12 protein-coding genes and 1 pseudogene are annotated in these 17,558 nt (G+C 68.4%); 5 read left to right on the top strand and 8 right to left on the bottom strand.

The genetic code is table 11. The features are described from left to right. Position 1: 1 nt before the first annotated feature. Positions 2-2,875: an excinuclease ABC subunit UvrA gene (gene uvrA, locus AC0QTQ_RS08280; RefSeq protein ID WP_480259050.1), complete on the bottom strand. Its 2,874-nt coding sequence runs from the start codon at positions 2,873-2,875 to the stop codon at positions 2-4. 264 nt (positions 2,876-3,139) lie between these two features. Between uvrA and AC0QTQ_RS08275 the strand changes: the two genes are divergently transcribed. After that, positions 3,140-3,514: a rhodanese-like domain-containing protein gene (locus AC0QTQ_RS08275; RefSeq protein WP_480259049.1), complete on the top strand. Its 375-nt coding sequence runs from the start codon at positions 3,140-3,142 to the stop codon at positions 3,512-3,514. A gap of 57 nt (positions 3,515-3,571) precedes the next feature. Here AC0QTQ_RS08275 and AC0QTQ_RS08270 read toward each other — a convergent pair whose 3' ends face one another. The 6 genes from AC0QTQ_RS08270 to AC0QTQ_RS08245 form a co-directional block, all read right to left on the bottom strand. After that, the gene (locus AC0QTQ_RS08270) at positions 3,572-4,729 is read right to left on the bottom strand and encodes an MFS transporter (RefSeq protein WP_480259048.1); all 1,158 of its coding nucleotides are present in this window, start codon (positions 4,727-4,729) and stop codon (positions 3,572-3,574) included. Between the two features lie 103 nt (positions 4,730-4,832). After that, complete coding sequence (gene lpdA / locus AC0QTQ_RS08265) at positions 4,833-6,230, bottom strand: dihydrolipoyl dehydrogenase (protein WP_480259047.1); 1,398 nt, start codon at positions 6,228-6,230, stop codon at positions 4,833-4,835. A 75-nt stretch (positions 6,231-6,305) separates the two neighbouring features. Continuing rightward, entirely contained in the window at positions 6,306-6,881 is a 576-nt protein-coding gene (locus tag AC0QTQ_RS08260) for a DUF924 family protein (RefSeq protein ID WP_480259046.1), read from the bottom strand. A 213-nt stretch (positions 6,882-7,094) separates the two neighbouring features. Next, positions 7,095-8,357, bottom strand: a complete 1,263-nt coding sequence (locus tag AC0QTQ_RS08255) for an MFS transporter (protein WP_480259045.1) — start codon at positions 8,355-8,357, stop codon at positions 7,095-7,097. 62 nt (positions 8,358-8,419) lie between these two features. Further along, entirely contained in the window at positions 8,420-9,478 is a 1,059-nt protein-coding gene (queA, locus tag AC0QTQ_RS08250) for a tRNA preQ1(34) S-adenosylmethionine ribosyltransferase-isomerase QueA (protein ID WP_480259044.1), read from the bottom strand. Continuing rightward, positions 9,475-12,843 (bottom strand): AsmA-like C-terminal region-containing protein, encoded by a 3,369-nt coding sequence (locus AC0QTQ_RS08245; RefSeq protein WP_480259043.1) that lies wholly within the window; start codon positions 12,841-12,843, stop codon positions 9,475-9,477. The genes queA and AC0QTQ_RS08245 overlap by 4 nt, the downstream gene beginning before the upstream one ends. Before the next feature lie 81 nt (positions 12,844-12,924). On the opposite strand from AC0QTQ_RS08245, the gene AC0QTQ_RS08240 reads away from it, so the two are divergent. From AC0QTQ_RS08240 to AC0QTQ_RS08230, 3 genes are all read left to right on the top strand, one after another. After that, on the top strand, positions 12,925-13,401 hold the full coding sequence (locus AC0QTQ_RS08240) for a peroxiredoxin (RefSeq protein WP_480259042.1): 477 nt from the start codon (positions 12,925-12,927) through the stop codon (positions 13,399-13,401). 201 nt (positions 13,402-13,602) lie between these two features. After that, positions 13,603-14,922, top strand: a complete 1,320-nt coding sequence (locus AC0QTQ_RS08235; RefSeq protein WP_480259041.1) for a DUF5930 domain-containing protein — start codon at positions 13,603-13,605, stop codon at positions 14,920-14,922. Next, complete coding sequence (locus AC0QTQ_RS08230) at positions 14,912-15,409, top strand: bactofilin family protein (RefSeq protein WP_480259040.1); 498 nt, start codon at positions 14,912-14,914, stop codon at positions 15,407-15,409. Before AC0QTQ_RS08235 ends, AC0QTQ_RS08230 begins: the two co-directional genes overlap by 11 nt. A 67-nt stretch (positions 15,410-15,476) precedes the next feature. On the opposite strand, the gene AC0QTQ_RS08225 is transcribed toward AC0QTQ_RS08230, so the two are convergent. Next, positions 15,477-16,250, bottom strand: coding sequence for a DUF2189 domain-containing protein (locus AC0QTQ_RS08225; protein ID WP_480259039.1), 774 nt, complete (start codon positions 16,248-16,250; stop codon positions 15,477-15,479). On the opposite strand from AC0QTQ_RS08225, the pseudogene AC0QTQ_RS08220 reads away from it, so the two are divergent. Then, positions 16,249-17,505: pseudogene (locus tag AC0QTQ_RS08220) on the top strand (Hint domain-containing protein); the annotation flags it as partial. The gene AC0QTQ_RS08225 and the pseudogene AC0QTQ_RS08220 sit on opposite strands and share 2 nt — an antisense overlap. Positions 17,506-17,558 lie beyond the last annotated feature (53 nt).

Here is a 17,558-nt window from a genome sequence, read left to right as displayed (position 1 = left end):
CCTATTCGGCCGCGGCCTTCATCCCCAGCATCGGCGCGAGATAGCGCCCGGTATGGCTGCGCGGGTTCACCGCGACCTCCTCCGGCGTGCCGGTCGCGACGATCTGGCCACCGCCATCGCCCCCCTCGGGGCCGATGTCGATGACCCAGTCGGCGGTCTTGATGACGTCGAGGTTGTGCTCGATCACCACCACGGTATTGCCCTGGTTGACCAGCTCGTGCAGCACCTCGAGGAGCTTGCGCACATCCTCGAAATGCAGCCCCGTCGTCGGTTCGTCGAGGATGTAGAGCGTGCGACCGGTGGCGCGGCGCGCCAGTTCCTTCGACAGCTTCACCCGCTGCGCCTCGCCGCCCGACAGAGTCGTCGCCTGCTGGCCGACCTTGATGTAGCCCAAACCCACCTCGACCAGCGCGTCCATCTTCTCGCGGATCGAGGGCACCGCCTTGAAGAAGCCCTGCGCATCCTCGACCGTCATGTCGAGCACATCGGCGATCGACTTGCCCTTGAACTGGATCTCCAGCGTCTCGCGATTGTAGCGCTTGCCCTTGCAGGTCTCGCATTCGACATAGACGTCGGGCAGGAAGTGCATCTCGATCTTGATCACGCCATCGCCCTGACAGGCCTCGCAGCGCCCGCCCTTGACGTTGAAGCTGAACCGCCCGGGCTTGTAGCCGCGCGCCTGCGCCTCGGGCAGACCGGCGAACCAGTCGCGGATCGGGGTGAAGGCGCCGGTGTAGGTCGCGGGGTTCGAGCGCGGCGTGCGCCCGATCGGGCGCTGGTCGATGTCGATCACTTTGTCGAGGTGCTCGAAGCCCTTGATGGTCTCGCAAGGCGCCGGGGTCTCGCGCGCGCCGTTCAATCGCATCGCCGCGGTCTTGAACAGGGTCTCGATCGTCAGCGTCGACTTGCCGCCGCCCGAGACGCCGGTGACGCAGACGAACTTGCCGAGCGGAAAGTCGACCGTCACCTCCTTGAGGTTGTTGCCCGAGGCCTTGACCACGGTGAGCTTCTTGCCATTGCCCTTGCGCCGCTCGGCCGGCACCTCGATGCAGCGGGTGCCGGACAGGTATTGACCGGTGAGCGAGGCGGGATCGCGGGCGATCTCCTCGGGCGTGCCATGGGCGACGACGCGGCCGCCATGCACCCCCGCCCCCGGGCCGATGTCGAAGACATGGTCGGACTGGCGGATCATGTCCTCGTCATGCTCGACCACCAGCACGGTGTTGCCCGCGTCGCGCAGGTTCTTCAGCGTGGCGATCAGCCGGTCGTTGTCGCGCTGATGCAGCCCGATCGAGGGCTCGTCGAGCACGTAAAGCACCCCGGTCAGCCCCGAACCGATCTGCGAGGCGAGCCGGATGCGCTGGCTTTCGCCGCCCGAGAGCGTGCCGGCCGATCGGCTGAGCGTCAGATAGTCGAGCCCGACGTTGACCAGGAAGCCAAGCCGTTCGCGGATTTCCTTCAGGATCGGGCGGGCGATCTCGTTGCGCTGCTTGGTCAGCGCCTCGGGCACGGTCTCGGCCCAGGCGTGGGCCTCGCGGATCGACATCTCGACCACCTGGCCGACATGCAGCCCGCCGATCTTCACCGCCAGCGCCTCGGGGCGCAGGCGGTAGCCGTGGCAGGCGCCGCAGGGGCGGTTGTTCTGATAGCGCTCGAACTCCTCGCGCACCCAGGCGGAATCGGTCTCGCGATAGCGCCGCTCCATGTTCGGGATCACGCCCTCGAAGCTGCGGCTGACCTCGTAGACGCGGCCGGCCTCGTCGAAGCGGAACTTGATCTCGTCCTTGCCCGAGCCATAGAGGAACAGCTTCTGCACCGCTTCGGGCAGGTCCTTCCAGGGCTTGCGCTTGTCAAAGCCGTAATGCTTCGCCAGCGCCTCGATGGTCTGGGTGAAATAGGGGCTCTTCGATTTCGCCCAGGGCGCCAGCGCGCCGGCCGGGATGGACAGCGACTGATCGGGCACCACCAGCCGCTCGTCGAAGAACAGCTCCACCCCCAGCCCGTCGCAGACCGGACAGGCACCGAAGGGCGCGTTGAAGGAGAACAGCCGCGGCTCGATCTCGGGGATGGTGAAACCGCTCACCGGGCAGGCGAATTTCTCGGAAAACGTGGTGCGGGCGGGCTCCTTGCCGGCCTCGATCTCGTCGGCGCCGAGCGCCTCCTCGAAGATCGCGATGCCGTCGGCCAGATCGAGCGCGGTGCGGAAACTGTCGGCGAGCCGCGTCTCCAGCCCCTCGCGCACCACGATCCGGTCGACCACCACGTCGATATTGTGGCGGAACTTCTTGTCGAGCACGGGCGGCTCCTCGAGCTCGTAGAAGGCGCCATCGACCTTCACCCGCTGGAAGCCCGCCTTCTGCCACTCGGCGAATTCCTTGCGGTATTCGCCCTTGCGGTCGCGCACCACCGGGGCGAGCAGATAGCCGCGCGCCCCCTCGGGCATTGCCATCACCCGGTCGACCATGTCCTGCACCTGCTGCGCCTCGATCGGCAGGCCGGTCGCCGGGCTGTAGGGGGTGCCGACGCGGGCAAAGAGAAGGCGCAGGTAATCGTAGATCTCGGTCACCGTGCCCACCGTCGAGCGCGGGTTCTTCGAGGTCGTCTTCTGCTCGATCGAGATTGCAGGGCTCAGCCCCGAGATATGGTCGACATCGGGCTTGCCCATCATGTCGAGGAATTGCCGCGCATAGGCCGACAGGCTTTCGACATAGCGCCGCTGCCCCTCGGCATAGATCGTGTCGAAGGCGAGCGAGGACTTGCCCGAGCCCGAAAGCCCGGTGATCACGGTCAGCGCATCGCGCGGAATGTCGAGATCGACATTCTTCAGGTTGTGCTCGCGCGCGCCGCGGATTTCGATGAACTTCTGCTCGGCCATGACCGCCCCCGTTACCACGCCCCCTAGATAGGGTATGGCGCGGGAGTCTCCAATCGAAATATGAGAACGGAAGCGGAACAATCGGCCGCAGATCGCCGGTGCGGCCCGAATTTCGGGCAGCGAGGCCGGGGCCGGCGTCACTCATTCGCTTTCGTGAATACATTTTTCGCCGCGACGCCGCATCCGGTCTTGATCTGGCACGGCGATCTGCCACATCAGAAGGCGACGCGGCCCACGGGGGCTGCCCTGAACAGGAATGACGGCATGTTCAACTTTCTTCGCCCCGGCGGCGGCGGCGCGCAGGTGCAACGCATCAACCCGAAGGACGCGGTGGCCAAGGCCGCCAAGGGCGAGATCACGCTGATCGACGTGCGCGACATGAACGAGCTGCGCGCCTCGGGCAAGGCGAAGGGCGCGCTGCATGTGCCGCTGAGCGTGGTCAAGATGAAATGCGATCCGTCGAGCCCCGAATGCCTGAAGGCGCTGTCGGTCGAGAAGCCGGTGGTGGTCTACTGTGCCTCGGGCGCGCGCTCGCAGGCGGCGGGGCAGATGCTTGCCCAGATGGGCTATCAGCAGGTGTTCAACCTCGGCGGTCTCTACGACTGGCACGCCGCGGGCGGCCCGATCGAGCGCGCCTGAGGGGCAGCGCACGGCCGTTGAAAAGGGGCGCGCCGCGCCCCTTTTTCATGCCCGCGGTCAAGCCCGCGCGCGGCGGCGCGACAGCCACAGGTGCATCGCGATGCCGCCAAGGCACAGGGGCAACGAAAAGGCCGCGATCGCCTGCGGCCCCATCGCTGCGGTCAGGGCAAGCAGCAGCGGCGTGCCGAGCGTGGTGCCGACATTGCCCAGCTGCGCGATCGCGCCCGCCGCCTGCGCCCGGCTGGCGGGGGTGTCGTTGAGCTCGGGGATCGCGGCAAAGCTTGCGCCCTGCACGAAGCCGAGCCCCGCCGAGAGCAGGAAGGCCGCGCCGACCTGCGCCACGCCCGAGGTGACGGCCCATCCCGCCGCGGCCAGCGCGCCGACGGCAAAGCCGATCTGGGCGGTGCGCACCGCGCCGATGCGGCGGGTGAACTGCACGCCGAGGCCAAGCGAGCTGGCGATCGACAGGAGCGGCATCACCGCCGCGGTCAGCCCGCGCAGCCGCGGCTCGACCAGCCCCGGCACCAGCGTCAGCGCGGCGACGAAGATCATCGTGTAGAAGACGAAGCCGAGCGCCGGGGCGGCGATGCGCGGGCTGGCATAGATCGCCAGATGGTCGCGCAGCACCGTGCCCGGCTGCAGTGGCGGCGCCGGCAGGATCGTCTCGCGCGGCAGCACGGCGGCGAGCAGCGCCGCCGCGACCAGCATCAGCCCCGCATGCACCGCCCAGAGCGCCGAGGCCCCATGCGTCTGCGCGAAGGGCAGCCCGAAGAAGGCCGTCACCGCGAAGGCAAGGCCGAAGAAGGTCGACCACAGCGTCATCGCCGCAGCCTGATCGCGCGGCGCGGCGGCGCCCGCAATCAGCACCGGCCCGGCCACGACGATGGCGAGATGGGCAAAGCCCTCGGCCACGCGCGAGGCGATCATCAGGCCAAGCGGCAGGCCAAGGCATTGCAGCGCCGAGAGCCCCGCCCCCGCCACCAGCGCGCCGATGATGATCCGCCGCGCGCCGGCGCGGGCCACGATCAGCCCCGCCGTGGTGCCGAAGACGATCCCCACCGCCCCGACGACCGAGACCACCAGCCCAAGCCGCGTGCCGGCCTCGGGCCAGATCGCCGCAAGCTCCTGAAAGATCACGCCCACTTTCGAGAACTGGCCCGCGGCGCAGAGCCCCGCGAACCACAGCGCGAAAATCGCGCCCCACCGCGTCTGCATCCTGCACCGCTCCGTCAAATGAAAGGGGCCCCTGCGGGCCCCTTGCGAACCTGTGCCGCGCCGCGACACGAGGTCAAGAGAATTCAGACCGGACGGTCAGAAATCAGAAGTGGATCGCCCGGCCATAGGCATCGAGCACCGCCTCGTGCATCATCTCGCTCAGCGTCGGATGCGGGAAGACGGTTTCCATCAGGTCTTCCTCGGTGGTCTCGAGCTTGCGGCCGATGACATAGCCCTGGATGAGCTCGGTCACTTCGGCGCCGATCATGTGGGCGCCCAGAAGCTCGCCGGTCTTCGCGTCGAAGACGGTCTTCACCAGCCCCTCGGGCTCGCCAAGCGCGATCGCCTTGCCGTTGCCGACGAAGGGGAAGCGACCGACCCTGATCTCATAGCCCGCGGCCTTCGCCTTTTCCTCGGTCAGACCGACGGAGGCGACCTGCGGATGGCAATAGGTGCAACCGGCGATCGAGCCGGGCTTGATCGGATGGGCGTGCTTGCCGGCGATCAGCTCGGCCACCATCACCCCCTCGTGGGAGGCCTTGTGCGCAAGCCAGGGCGCGCCGGCGATGTCGCCGATCGCGTAAAGCCCCGGCACGCCGGTGCGGCAGAACTCGTCGACCACCACATGGGTGCGGTCGATCTTCACGCCAAGCGCCTCGAGCCCGAGGTTCTCGACATTGCCGACGATGCCGACGGCCGAGATCACCGTGTCGAACTCGGCGGTGGTGGTGCCCTTCGCATCCTCGAGATGCGCGGTCACACCGACGCCCGGCTTGCGGTCGAGCTTCTTCACCGTGGTCTTCTCGAGGATCTTCATCCCCTGCTTGACGAAGGCCTTCTTGGCGAAGGCGGAAATCTCGGCATCCTCGACCGGCAGCACGCGGTCCATCACCTCGACCACTGTCACATCGGCGCCGAGCGTGTTGAAGAAGCTTGCGAATTCGATGCCGATCGCGCCCGAGCCGATGACCAGGAGCTTCTTCGGCATCCGCGTCGGCACCAGAGCGTGCTTGTAGGACCAGACCAGATCGCCGTCCGCCTCGAGCCCCGGCAGGCTGCGCGCGCGGGCGCCGGTGGCGAGGATGATGTTCTTCGCGGTCAGCTCTTCCACGCCCTTCTCGGTCTTGACCGAGACGAGGCCGGGCTTGGGCAAGCTGGCCTCGCCCATCACCACGGTGACCTTGTTCTTCTTCAGCAGATGGGCGACGCCGCCCGAGAGCTGCTTCGCGACCCCGCGCGAGCGCGCGACGACCGCGTCGAGATCATAGCCAAGCCCCTCGGCCTTCAGGCCGAATTCCTTGGCGCGGTGCATCAGGTGGAAGACCTCGGCCGAGCGCAGAAGCGCCTTGGTCGGGATGCAGCCCCAGTTCAGGCAGATGCCGCCCAGATGCTCGCGTTCCACCACCGCGACGTTCAGCCCGAGCTGTGCGCCGCGGATCGCCGCCACATAACCCCCCGGCCCCGCGCCGATCACGATCATGTCGAAGCTTCTGGCAGCCATGTCTCACCCTCCGCTGGAAACTAGTTTGGTATTAAACTATTTCCCAAAGGGCTTCAACGATGGTTTTCGGCGGACTCAGGCCGCGGCGCGCGGCCCCTGCGCCTTCAACGCCCAGTCATAGCCGCCCGCCCAGAGGAAGGCCGCCTCCTCGTCGGAGGAGCGCCGCCCCGCCACCGCGTTGCGCCAGGGGAAGCGGCCGAAGCGGCGGATCACCAGATGCCGGGCGCGGGCGTCGTGGATCGCGCCCTCGGGCATGCGCTCCTCGAACAGCCGCACCCCCTGCTCCTGCGCGCGCAGGTCCTCGGCATGGATGAAGGGGGTGTAGAAGAACTGCCGCATCGGGCCGGCGATCTGCAGGTCATGCCCGCATTCGATGGCACGGCCGGCCACCTCGCGCGCATGTTCATCGGTCAGCCAGCATTCGCGGCAGCCGCGGAACATCCGGCGCGGAAACTGGTCGAGAACGATGACAAGGGCCAGCGCCCCCTCGGCCGATTGCTCCCAGGGCGCAAGCGTTCCGATCATCGCCTTGCGCCAGAGCCTCTCGAACCGTTTTCGGATCTCGAGATCGAGGGCGGGATCGTGAGCAAACCAGCGTTCCGGCCCGACGACATCGCGCCAGAACGCGATCACGGAGGTGATCTGTTCCATGTCAGCAGCTTTCCAAGTCGAGAGAGTGTGCGGGCAATATGACACGGTTTCGTGATGAAACCATGATTTTCACACGCCCCGACAGAGTGTCGCAGAACAAAGGCCGGACATCTGCCCGGCGTCAGCGGTCGATTCGCCACCCGCGCCGGCTTTGCGGGCAGATGCCCGCCCCGCAGGCGCGCGTTGCGGAAATTCAGGGCGCGACGGCCGGCTTCAGCGTGCCTGCTCCGGGGGCTGCGGGCCCGACTCATCCTGCGCCGCCTCGAGCGCCTCGCCCACCGCAAGTGCCGTCGCCGCGGGCGAGATCACCGTGAAGGCACCGGTGTCCTCGGGTGCCATCGCCGGGCGCCGGGTCATCCGCCACAACGCATAGGCAGCGAGGAAGGCGGTCAGCAGGCTCAGGAACAGGAAGAAGCCGCCGGTGCCCACGGCCTCCATCAGCCAGCCGGTGACGGGCGGCCCCATCATCGCCCCGATGCCGTTGACGAACAGCAGCCCGCCCGAGGCCGCGGCCATGTCGCTCTTGTCGAGGTAGTCGTTGGTATAGGCCACGAGCAGCGAATAGAGCGGGTTCGCCACGCCGCCGATCACCGCGCCGAGCAGCGTCAGCAGCCAGAACCCCGGCGCCAGCAGGAACGCCGCCAGCATCGCGACCGACCCCACCGCCGAGACGACGAAGATCAGCCGGCGCCGGTCCATCCGGTCCGAGATCCAGCCGATCGGATATTGCGCGATCAGCCCGCCGATATAGATGCTGGCGATGAAGATCGAGATCTGCGGCACCGAAAGCCCCGCCCGCGTGCCCCAGACCGAGGCCATGCCGAACACCGCCGAGAACACGCCGCCCATCACGAACATGCCGACCACGCCCAGCGGCGAGGCGGCGAAGAGCTTGCGGAAATTGAGCCGCTGCACCTCGGCAAAGGTGGGCGCCGGCGCCACCGAGAGCAGGATCGGGGTGAAGGCGAGCGACACCAGCACCGAGGGGATGACAAACAGCATCCAGCCCGCCGGATCGGCAGTGTTCATCAGGACCTGCCCGGCGACGATGCCGATCATCTGCACGATCATGTAGGCCGACAGGGCCTGACCGCGGGTCTCGTTCGTGCTCGAGGCGTTCAGCCAGCTTTCGGCGGTGATGTAGACGCCCGAGAAGCTGAAGCCGATCACCACGCGCAGCGCCGCCCAGGCCAGCCAGTGCGGCACCGCGGCGTAAAGGATCAGCACCGCGGAAATCATCGAGCCGAGCGCGGCGAAGACCCGCACATGCCCCACCCGGCGGATCATCACCGGTGTCATCTGCGAGCCGAACAGGAAGCCCGCGAAATAGCCCGACATGACAACCGACATCTGATAGGTGCCGATGCCCTCGATCGCGCCGCGCACGCCCAGAAGCGTGCCCTGCATGCCGTTGCCGACCATGAACAGCAAAATCCCCAGAAGCAGGGGCCAGGAGGTGCGCAGGACAGACAGCATCGGGGTCTCCGAATCCGGTGAAAGGCCAGATATAGGGCGGTTTCGCCCAAGGATCAGGCAGATTAGCGACGTTGCGGTATCAGAAGCGACGCGTCCCCGTAAGAGAAGAAGCGATAGCCCGAGTTCACGGCATGGTCATAGATGGCGCGGATGCGATCCTGCCCCATCAGCGCCGAAACCAGCATCAGCAGCGTCGATTTCGGCAGGTGGAAGTTGGTCATCAGCGCATCGGTCACCCGGAAGCGATAGCCCGGGTAGATGAAGATCTCGGTGGTGCCGCGGAACGGGCGCATCGTGCCATCCTCGGCCGCGGCGCTCTCGATCAGGCGCAGCGCGGTGGTGCCGACCGGGATGACCCGCCCGCCCGCGGCGCGGGTGGCGTTGATCTCCTCGGCCGCCGCCGCAGTGACCTCGCCCCATTCCGAGTGCATCTTGTGCGTCTCGACGTCCTCGACCTTGACCGGCAGGAAGGTGCCCGCGCCCACATGCAGCGTCACCTGGGTGAAGTCGACGCCCTTCGCGTGGATCGCCTCGAGCAGCTCGCGGGTGAAATGCAGGCTCGCCGTCGGCGCCGCCACGGCGCCCGAATGGCGGGCGAAGACGGTCTGGTAATCGGTCTTGTCGGCCTCGTCGGGCGCGCGCAGCGCGGCGATGTAGGGCGGCAGCGGCATCGCCCCCGCCTCGGCCAGCGCCGCATCGAAATCGGGCCCGGTCAGGTTGAAGGCCAGCCGCAGCTGCGCCGCCTCGATCGCGCGCACCTCGGCCGAGAGCGCGTCGGAAAAGCGGATCGTCTCGCCCTCCCTCAGCTTGCGCAGCGGTTTCGCGAGCGCCGTCCATTCGCCCGAGGCCTGCGGCTCCAGCAAAGTGATCTCGACCTTCGCCGTGACCTCGCCCTGCCCGGTCAGGCGGGTGCGCGTGCCGCTCAGCCGCGCCGGGATCACCTTGGTGTTGTTCAGCACCAGCCGGTCGCCCGGGTGGAACAGATCGACCAGATCCGCCACATGCAGATCGCGGATCGTGTCGCCCTCCGCCAGCAGCAGCTTCGCCGCCGTGCGGGGCCGGGCCGGGCGCATCGCGATCAGCCCCTCGGGCAGATCGAAGTCGAAATCTTCAAGTTTCATTCCGTTACCATTTTCGGCGGGGCGCGGCGGAAGATCTCGCGGAACATGCCCGGCGTGAAGATCGAGAGCGGGTTGATCACCACCTTCGGTGCCGCCGCCGTGCCCTTGAGCGTGTAGGTGAAGCCGAACAGCCCCTCGCCCGGGCGCGAGAAGACCTGCCCGATCGCGTTGATGAGGTAGAACGGCGAGACCACGCCTTCCATGTCGATCTGCCCCGTGCCCGGATAGAAATTGCCGGTCAGGGTCACCGCCATCGAGGCGCCCGCGGCCTCGCCCCTTGTGACGCTGACCCCCTGCGGGGTCAAGCGGAAGGCGGCCTCGACATCGCTGAAGAGAATCCCCTCGCCGTTCAGTTGCTCGAGAAGGCCGATGATCGAGGCGGCCGAGAGCATCGAGGCCAGCGTCGGCGCATCCTTCACCCGCAGGTTCGCGATCTTCACATTGCCGTCGTAGCTCGCCTGCCCGATCGGCGACAGCGTCAGCGACAGCGCCCCGCCCACGGCCTTGCCGAAGATGCCCGAGGAGGCCAGCGCCGCCCCCGCATCCTCGCCCGTGATCCGCACCGCGGTGCGCCCGGTCTCTGAGGGGCCGACCAGGCCCGAGACCGGCGCGCCGCCGTTCACCTGCCCCTCGAAGGCGCCCGAAAAGCCGTTGCGGGTGGTGAAGCTGCCGTCGAAGCCGGTCAGCGCGATGGTGTCGGTGATCGTCAGCCGGTCGAGCTTTGCCTTGATCCGGTTGCCGCTGCCGCCCCCGCCCTGTACGCCCTTGCCGAAGCGCGCGCTGCGCAGATCCAGCCGGCCCGAGGTGACGGTGACATCGGGCGCCCGGCCGCCGCCGCGCCCGATCAGCTCGGCCCCGCCGGAAAACCAGCTGCCGACCGCAAGCTTCGCAAACCGCGCCCGCTCGAAGCCCGAGGCGTTCAGCACCAGGTTGCCCTCGGCGCTCAGCCCGGGGGCGGTGAGCGCGATCTTCTCGACCGTGGGCGGCGTGCCGAGCGTGCCCGCAAGCGTCAGATCGCCCTTCGCCGGGCCGGCCTTCGACCAGCCGATTTCCGGGATCGAGAGCGTGAGGCCGCGCAGGTCGCTCTCGAAGCTGTAGCGCGCCGGCGCGCCTTCGGTCAGGTCGAGCGCCATGCGCCCCCAGCCAGAGCCGGAAACGGCCCCCTTGGGCAGAGAAATCTTAAGGCTTTCAAGCGAGTCCGGGGTGACGTTGACATAGCCGTCGACGTGCGAGACGCCCTTGTGCTCGGGGCCGAACTGCTGCGACCAGCGCGCATCGAACGGCACCGCATCGAAAAGGCCACGCCCGGCGATTGCCATGCCCGCACGGTCGGCGCGGAGCGTGAGTTCGGGCGCGGTCAGCACCCGCCCCGGCACCACCTTGTCCGAGCGCACGTCGGTCATCCGCGCGAAGACGTCGAAATCGATATCCTCGGGAGTGAGCTTCGGCAGCATGCGGAAGCGCAGGTTGGTGCGCGCCTCGGCCCAGCCGGTGGCGATGTCGGGGCTCTTGCCGGCCTTGGTCAGGAACTCGAAGGGCGGCTGGTCAAGCAGCGACAGGGCTGCGGGGATCGGCGCACGGGTGATCAGCTTGACCTCGGCGCGGGCCGGTTTCTCGCGGATGTCGGGCACCACCATGACCGAATCCGCCACCTCGATGCGGCCGCCCTGCGGCGCGTCGACCGAGCCCTCCTCGACCATCAGCGCGTGGGAATTGTCGTGGATGGTGGCAAAGCCGCGGCCTTCGCGCACCGGCGGCAGGGTGCGCAGGATCGTCACCTCGGCGCCGCGGAACTCGTAGCCGAGCTCCATCCGCGGCTCCTCGCCCGGGTCAAGGCGCAGCGCGGCGCGCACATTGCGCAGCTCGCCCGTGGCGACGTTCTCCGCCAGCCAGCGCCGCGTCGGCTCGACCAGCGCCGGCGGCCAGAGCGCCAGCAGGTCGCTCTGGTTGATCCGCCCGACACCCGCGTCGAAGGCCGCATGCCAGCCCTCGGGCCCGGCCTCGACCCGGCCGTGTCCGGTGATCCGCCGCTCGCCCTCGACCAGCGACAGCTGACCGATGTCGACGCGGAACGGGTTGAACCGCAACCGGATGTCGACCGCGCCTTCCGAGATCCGCGCGGGGCGTTCGAAGATCCCCTCGGGATCGGCCTCGACATCGCTCAGCGCCACCTGGATCAGCGCGCTGCGTGGCAGACCGTTCGCGAAGTCGCGCAGCAGGGTCTGGCCCGAGGCCTTGAAGCGCAGCGCCTTGCTGGCAAAGCTCGCCTCGCTGAAGCTCACCTTCTGGCCGGTGGGCTCATAGCTCAGATGCACCTGCCCGCCCTCGAAGGGCACCGCGCGCAGCCCCTCGGCGGGGCTCAGCGCGCCGGCGCCGATCTTCAGCGTGGCGTCGACCCGCTTCAGCGCACCGCTCGCGTCGATGCCCGAGCGGAAGGTGCCCGAGATCGGCGCATCGAGCAGGCCGAGCACGGCCAGCGCCGGCGACTGCACCGCCAGATCGGCGGCCGGCACATCGGTGACCGCGGCGCCGAACTCGGCCTCGGGCCCGGTCTTCGAGGTCGAGGCCGACAGCGCCACCTGCGCCGGCAGCGCGCCGCTTTCGCCCACATCGAAGGCCAGCGTCAGACCGATCTTCGCCGCATCCTGATTGAGCCGGAAGCGGCCGTCCGAGACCTGCCAGACCTTGCCGAGCCGCGCATCGTCCAGCCGGATGCGCACGCCATCCGCGGTGATCTGCTCCAGCCGGGCAAGCGCGGGCGTGGCAAAGGCCGACTCGATCGCGGCGGTGACCTCGCCGGCATTGGCGAACTGGAGCCCCTGCACCCCGCCCGCCCCGCCAAGGTCGAGGTCGATGCGCCCGTCGGGCAGCCGGCGCAGCGCGACCGTCGCGCCGCGGATCCGGAACGAGCGCGGCACGATCTTGCCGCGCATCAGCGGTTCGGCCCAGAACGACATCCGCAACTCGGGCAACACCGCGATCGGCAGGCCCGAGGGGCGGGCGATCTGCACCATCTTCAGCCGCAGCCGCGGCACGAATCCCTCGTCGATGAAGACATCGGCACCGCCGGTCAGCGCCACCTTCACCCGCCCCGCCAGCATCGCGTTCGCCCGGCTCTCGGCCTGGGCGATCACCCAGCCCGGCGCCGCAAGCGGCTGGTGGCTGAGCGCAAGGAAGGCGACAAGCGCCGCGACGGCGAGAAGCGGCAGGCTGAGGATCAGCCAGACGCCAAAGCGGCCCCGCCGCGCGGCGCCACGGCGCAACGCTGCAGGCAACTGTTCGTCGACAGCCTTCTCGTCGGCGGCACTTTCGGCGCCGGCACCCCCGGTGCCGGGGCGTGCCCCCTCGTCGTCCTCGCTCGTCATGCCTGTTCGTCTGCCATCGGCGGTTTACATTCCGGTCCTGCGATCTAGACCTAGCAACGAACCACACGCAAGGAGATGCACATGATCGGCATCGGCGAAACCGCGCCCGACTTCACCCTGCCGCGCACCGGCCCCGGCACCGAGGGGGCGACGCTCACCCTCTCGGCGCTGCGTCCGCGCCCGGTGGTGCTTTACTTCTATCCGAAGGACGACACCCCCGGCTGCACCACCGAGGCGCTCGATTTCACCCGCCTTGCCGCCGACTTCGCAGCCGCGGGCGCGTCCGTCGTCGGGATCTCGCGCGACACGCTCGCGAAACACGAGAAGTTCTGCGCGAAACATGGGCTTGGCATCCCCCTCGTCTCGGACGAGGACGGCGCGACCTGCGCGGCCTATGGCACCTGGGTCGAGAAGACGATGTATGGCCGCACCTCGATGGGGATCCAGCGCGCGACCTTCCTGATCGACGGCACCGGCACCGTCGCCCAGGTCTGGCCGAAGGTCGCGGTCAAGGGCCATGCCGAGGCGGTTCTCGCAGCCGTGAAGGCGCTCGGCTGAAACCAGCCGGGCCACGATCGGCGGGATCTCGCGCATCGGGCGAGATTCCGCGGCAGGCACGGGAACCGCCGGGCGAAAGCGGTTGCGCCGCGCCGCCCGCGGTTGTTAAGCGGAGGCCATCCGTTGCGGGGCGCCTCAGGGCGTCGCCCCGGATCTCGGGGCCCGGCCCCGTTCTGATGACCACTTCACAGGACTCAAAGCGTGCCCAAGCGCCTCATCGCCCGCGTGAATTCGAGCCTCGGACGGTTCCTTCCCGAACAGCGGCTCTTCATGAAATCCGACAGCGCCACCCGCTTCGTGCGGCTGCGCCCGATCACCCAGGCCTGGGTGCTGGCCGCGGCAGGGGCGTTCTTTCTCTGGGCGGTGGTGGCGACCTCGCTGCTGTTCATCGCCGGCATCTCCTCGGGCTCGGCGCGCGAACAGGCGGCGATCGCGCAGGCCGCCTTCGAGCAGCGCCTCGTCACCCTCGCCAAGGAACGCGACAGCCGCGCGAACGAGGCCGTGGCGGCGCAGAAACGCTTCCAGCTCGCGCTCGAGCAGGTGTCTCAGATGCAGTCGCAGCTGCTCGCCTCGGAAGAGCGGCGGCGCGAGCTCGAGACCGGGATCGACGTGATCCAGGGCACGCTGCGCCGCACCATGACCGAACGCGACAGCGCCCGCGCGGCCCTCGCGAAGGCGCAGGACAAGGACGCCGGCAAGGCCACCTCGCTCACCGCGCGCGCCGACGACATGGCCAGCACCGTCGACATGCTCTCGACCGTGCTGAACGCCACCGCGGCCGAGCGCGACGCCGCCGCCCGCGACGCCGAGGACGCCCGTGTCGAGGCCGACCGCATCGCGCTGGAAAAGCGCCTGCTCGAGGAACGCAACGACGAGATCTTCACCACCCTCGAAGGCGCGGTGAAGGTGTCGATGACGCCGCTCGACCGGATGTTCAAGAACGCCGGAATGAACCCCGCCTCGATCCTGAGCCAGATCCGCAAGGGCTATTCCGGCACCGGCGGACCGCTGATGCCGATCGCCTATTCGACCAAGGGCGAGGACCCGGCGATCGCCCGCGACGCGGCGCGCGCGAACGGCATCCTCGAGCGGCTCGACGAGATGAACATGTATCGCATCGCCGTCGACAAGCTGCCCTTCGCCATCCCGATCTACGGCGGCTATCGCTTCACCTCGCCCTTCGGCTATCGCTGGGGCCGGCTGCATGCGGGCATCGACCTTGCCGGCCCGGTCGGCATGCAGGTCCATGCCCCGGCCGATGGCGTCGTCACCGCCGCCGAATGGGAGAACGGCTATGGCAATGTGGTCAAGATCCGGCACGAGTTCGGCGTCTCCACCGTCTATGGCCACCTGTCCAGAATCCGCGTCAGGCCCGGGCAAAAAGTGTCGCGCGGCGACGTGATTGGTGATAGTGGCAATACCGGTCGGTCCACCGGACCGCATCTGCACTATGAAATCCGGGTTGGGGGCGACCCCATCAACCCGATGACCTTCATCAAGGCGGCGAAAGATGTTTTCTAAGAGCAAAATCCATGATCCGGGCCCGAAGACGACCCCGGAAGCCGACAAGCCGAAGGCCGAGACCCCGGCGCCCCGTCCGGCGGGCGAGTTTGCGACCGGCACGCCGCGGGCGAAACCGCCGGCCTCGGTCCTGTCCTCGGATCTGACCATCGTCGGCAACATCAAGACCACCGGCGACATCCAGGTCGAGGGCGTGGTCGAGGGCGACATCCGCGCCCATCTGCTGACCGTGGGCGAGACCGCCACCATCCGCGGCGAGATCGTCGCCGACGACATCGTGGTGAACGGCCGCGTCGTGGGCCGCGTGCGCGGCCTGAAGGTGCGCCTGACCTCGACCGCGCGGGTCGAGGGCGACATCATCCACAAGACCATCGCGATCGAGAGCGGCGCGCATTTCGAAGGCTCGGTGCAGCGTCAGGAAGACCCGCTGCAGGGCGCGCAGGCGCCGAAGCTCGCGCCGCCGGAACCCTCCGCGCCGCAGGCCTGAGGCCGCGAGACGCAAGAACGAGATCGGGCGGCCCACGGGCCGCCCTTTTTCTTGCCCGTCCCCGGCCTCACGCCGTCAGCGCGCGATACATGTGCCAGCTGGCATGGCCAAGCACCGGCAGCGCGACGAACAGCCCCAGAAACAGCGGCACCATGCCGAGGAACAGCAGCCCCGCGATCACCGCCGCCCAGGCCGCCATCGCCCCCGCATTCGCCAGCACCGCCTGCACCGAGGTGATGATCGCGGTGATGAAATCGACCTCGCGCTCCAGCAGCAGCGGCAGGCCGACGACGGTGAAGCTGAACAGCAGCGCCGCGAAGATCCCGCCGATCACGCCCCCGGTCAGCAGCATCGCCGGGCCGTTGCCGCTCAGCAGAACCTCGGGCGAGGACGAGACATTGGTCAGCGCGCTGGTGCCCATGAACAGCGCGAAGGTCGTGTGCGCGACGAAGACCCAGAACATGAACATCAGCAGGATCACCATCGCCATCGACGGCAGTTGCCGGTCCTTCTGCGCGAAGACGACGCCCAGCACCGCTGGCCAATAGAGCGGCTCGCCCGCCTCGAGCCGGCGGCTGACCTCGTAAAGCCCGATCGCGGCAAAGGGGGCCAGCAGCGGAAAGCCGAGGATGAAGGGCACGAGCCACCATTCCTCGCCGCGCGCCGCAAAGACCTGCCACAGCACGACGCCACCGAGCACATAGACCGCCGAGAAGAACAGCCCGAAGGCCGGCGCGCGGCGAAAATCGCGCCAGCCCGCGCGCAACACCTCCGGGATCATCGACAGCGGCATCTCCTTCACCTCGGGCAACTCCGACGGTCCGTTCATCACTTCCACCATGCAACCCTCCCTGAATGCCAGCGGACGGGCCCCTCCCCGAGCCCTTCGTCTCAGGATGCGGCCGGCGGGCGCTCCCGGCAAGAAAATCCCTCGCGGCAGCGCGGCACGCCGGCCCTGCGGCGGCGCGGCAAGACAGGCACGGCTGGCCGCAAATGTCACAATTTCGCCGCTTTTCCTTGCATTTCCGCGGCGTTCCGGCATCTTGGTCGCCAAAATACGAAAGCGCCGCCGAAGCGGCGCGCGAGCAGTTGTAACGAGAGCAAGAGGCACCTCCGACGCCCGGAGGCGCGGCCCCCCCCGGGCGATCCGGGACGCCGCGCCGTTGTCCGTGCGGGGACTGACAGGCATGGCAGACACGGTCTACACCGATCCGATCTACCTGACGGGGGACATGCTCGCCTCGGTCTCGGGCCAGCCCACGAACCAGGGCAACCCGGGCGACAGCAACTTCGGCATGGTGATGCGCAACGTGCAGGCGCTGAACGGCTCGGACACGCTCTATCGCCTGGTCTGGACCGGCAACAAGAACAGCTCGGCAACCGAGTTCCAGAACGGCCAGTTCTGGCAGCTGCAGGTCTATGACGCCTCGGGCGATCATGACGGCGATCCGACCGTGGGCGGCGCCGGCTGGACCCCGGTGAACGGTTACAACAGCCTGACGCCGAAGAACGACCTCGTCGCGGGTCTGGGCGCGGGGGACGATTACATCGTCTTCGAGGGCAACAAGGGCTGGCTGCTGCTGGACCTGAACGGCGGTCTGCCGACCCAGCCGACGACGCTGACCTATTACGCCAGCGACGAGAACGGCGATCTGGCCGTGGGCGACAACGACCGCCAGCTCGACTTCTCGGACGCCTATCACGCGATCAGCGCGATCTGCTTTTGCGCCGGCACCGAGATCGACACCGCGCAGGGCCCGCGCGCGATCGAGACGCTGGTGGCGGGCGATCTGATCCGCACGCTCGATCACGGGTTGCAACCGCTGCGCTGGATCGGCAGCCGCACGCTCGACCCCGCGGCGCTGACCGTGGCGCCGCACATGATGCCGGTGCGGATCGAACGCGACGCGCTTGGCCGTGGGCTGCCGGTACAGGATCTGCTGGTCTCGCCGCAGCACCGCCTGCTGATGCGCTCGCGCATTGCCGAGCGGGTCAGCGGCGCGCGCGAGGTGCTGATCGCGGCCAAGCACCTCGTCGGCCTGCCCGGCATCGAGGTGCTGGCCGCGCCCGGGCCGGTGCAGTATCTGCACCTGCTCTTCGACCGGCACGAGGTGGTGTTCGCGAATGGTGCCGAGGCGGAATCGCTCTA

This window comes from Paenirhodobacter sp. YD-8, assembly GCF_056590935.1.
Note: the sequence above shows the minus strand (reverse complement) of the source record. Positions and strands in the feature narration are given on the sequence as shown.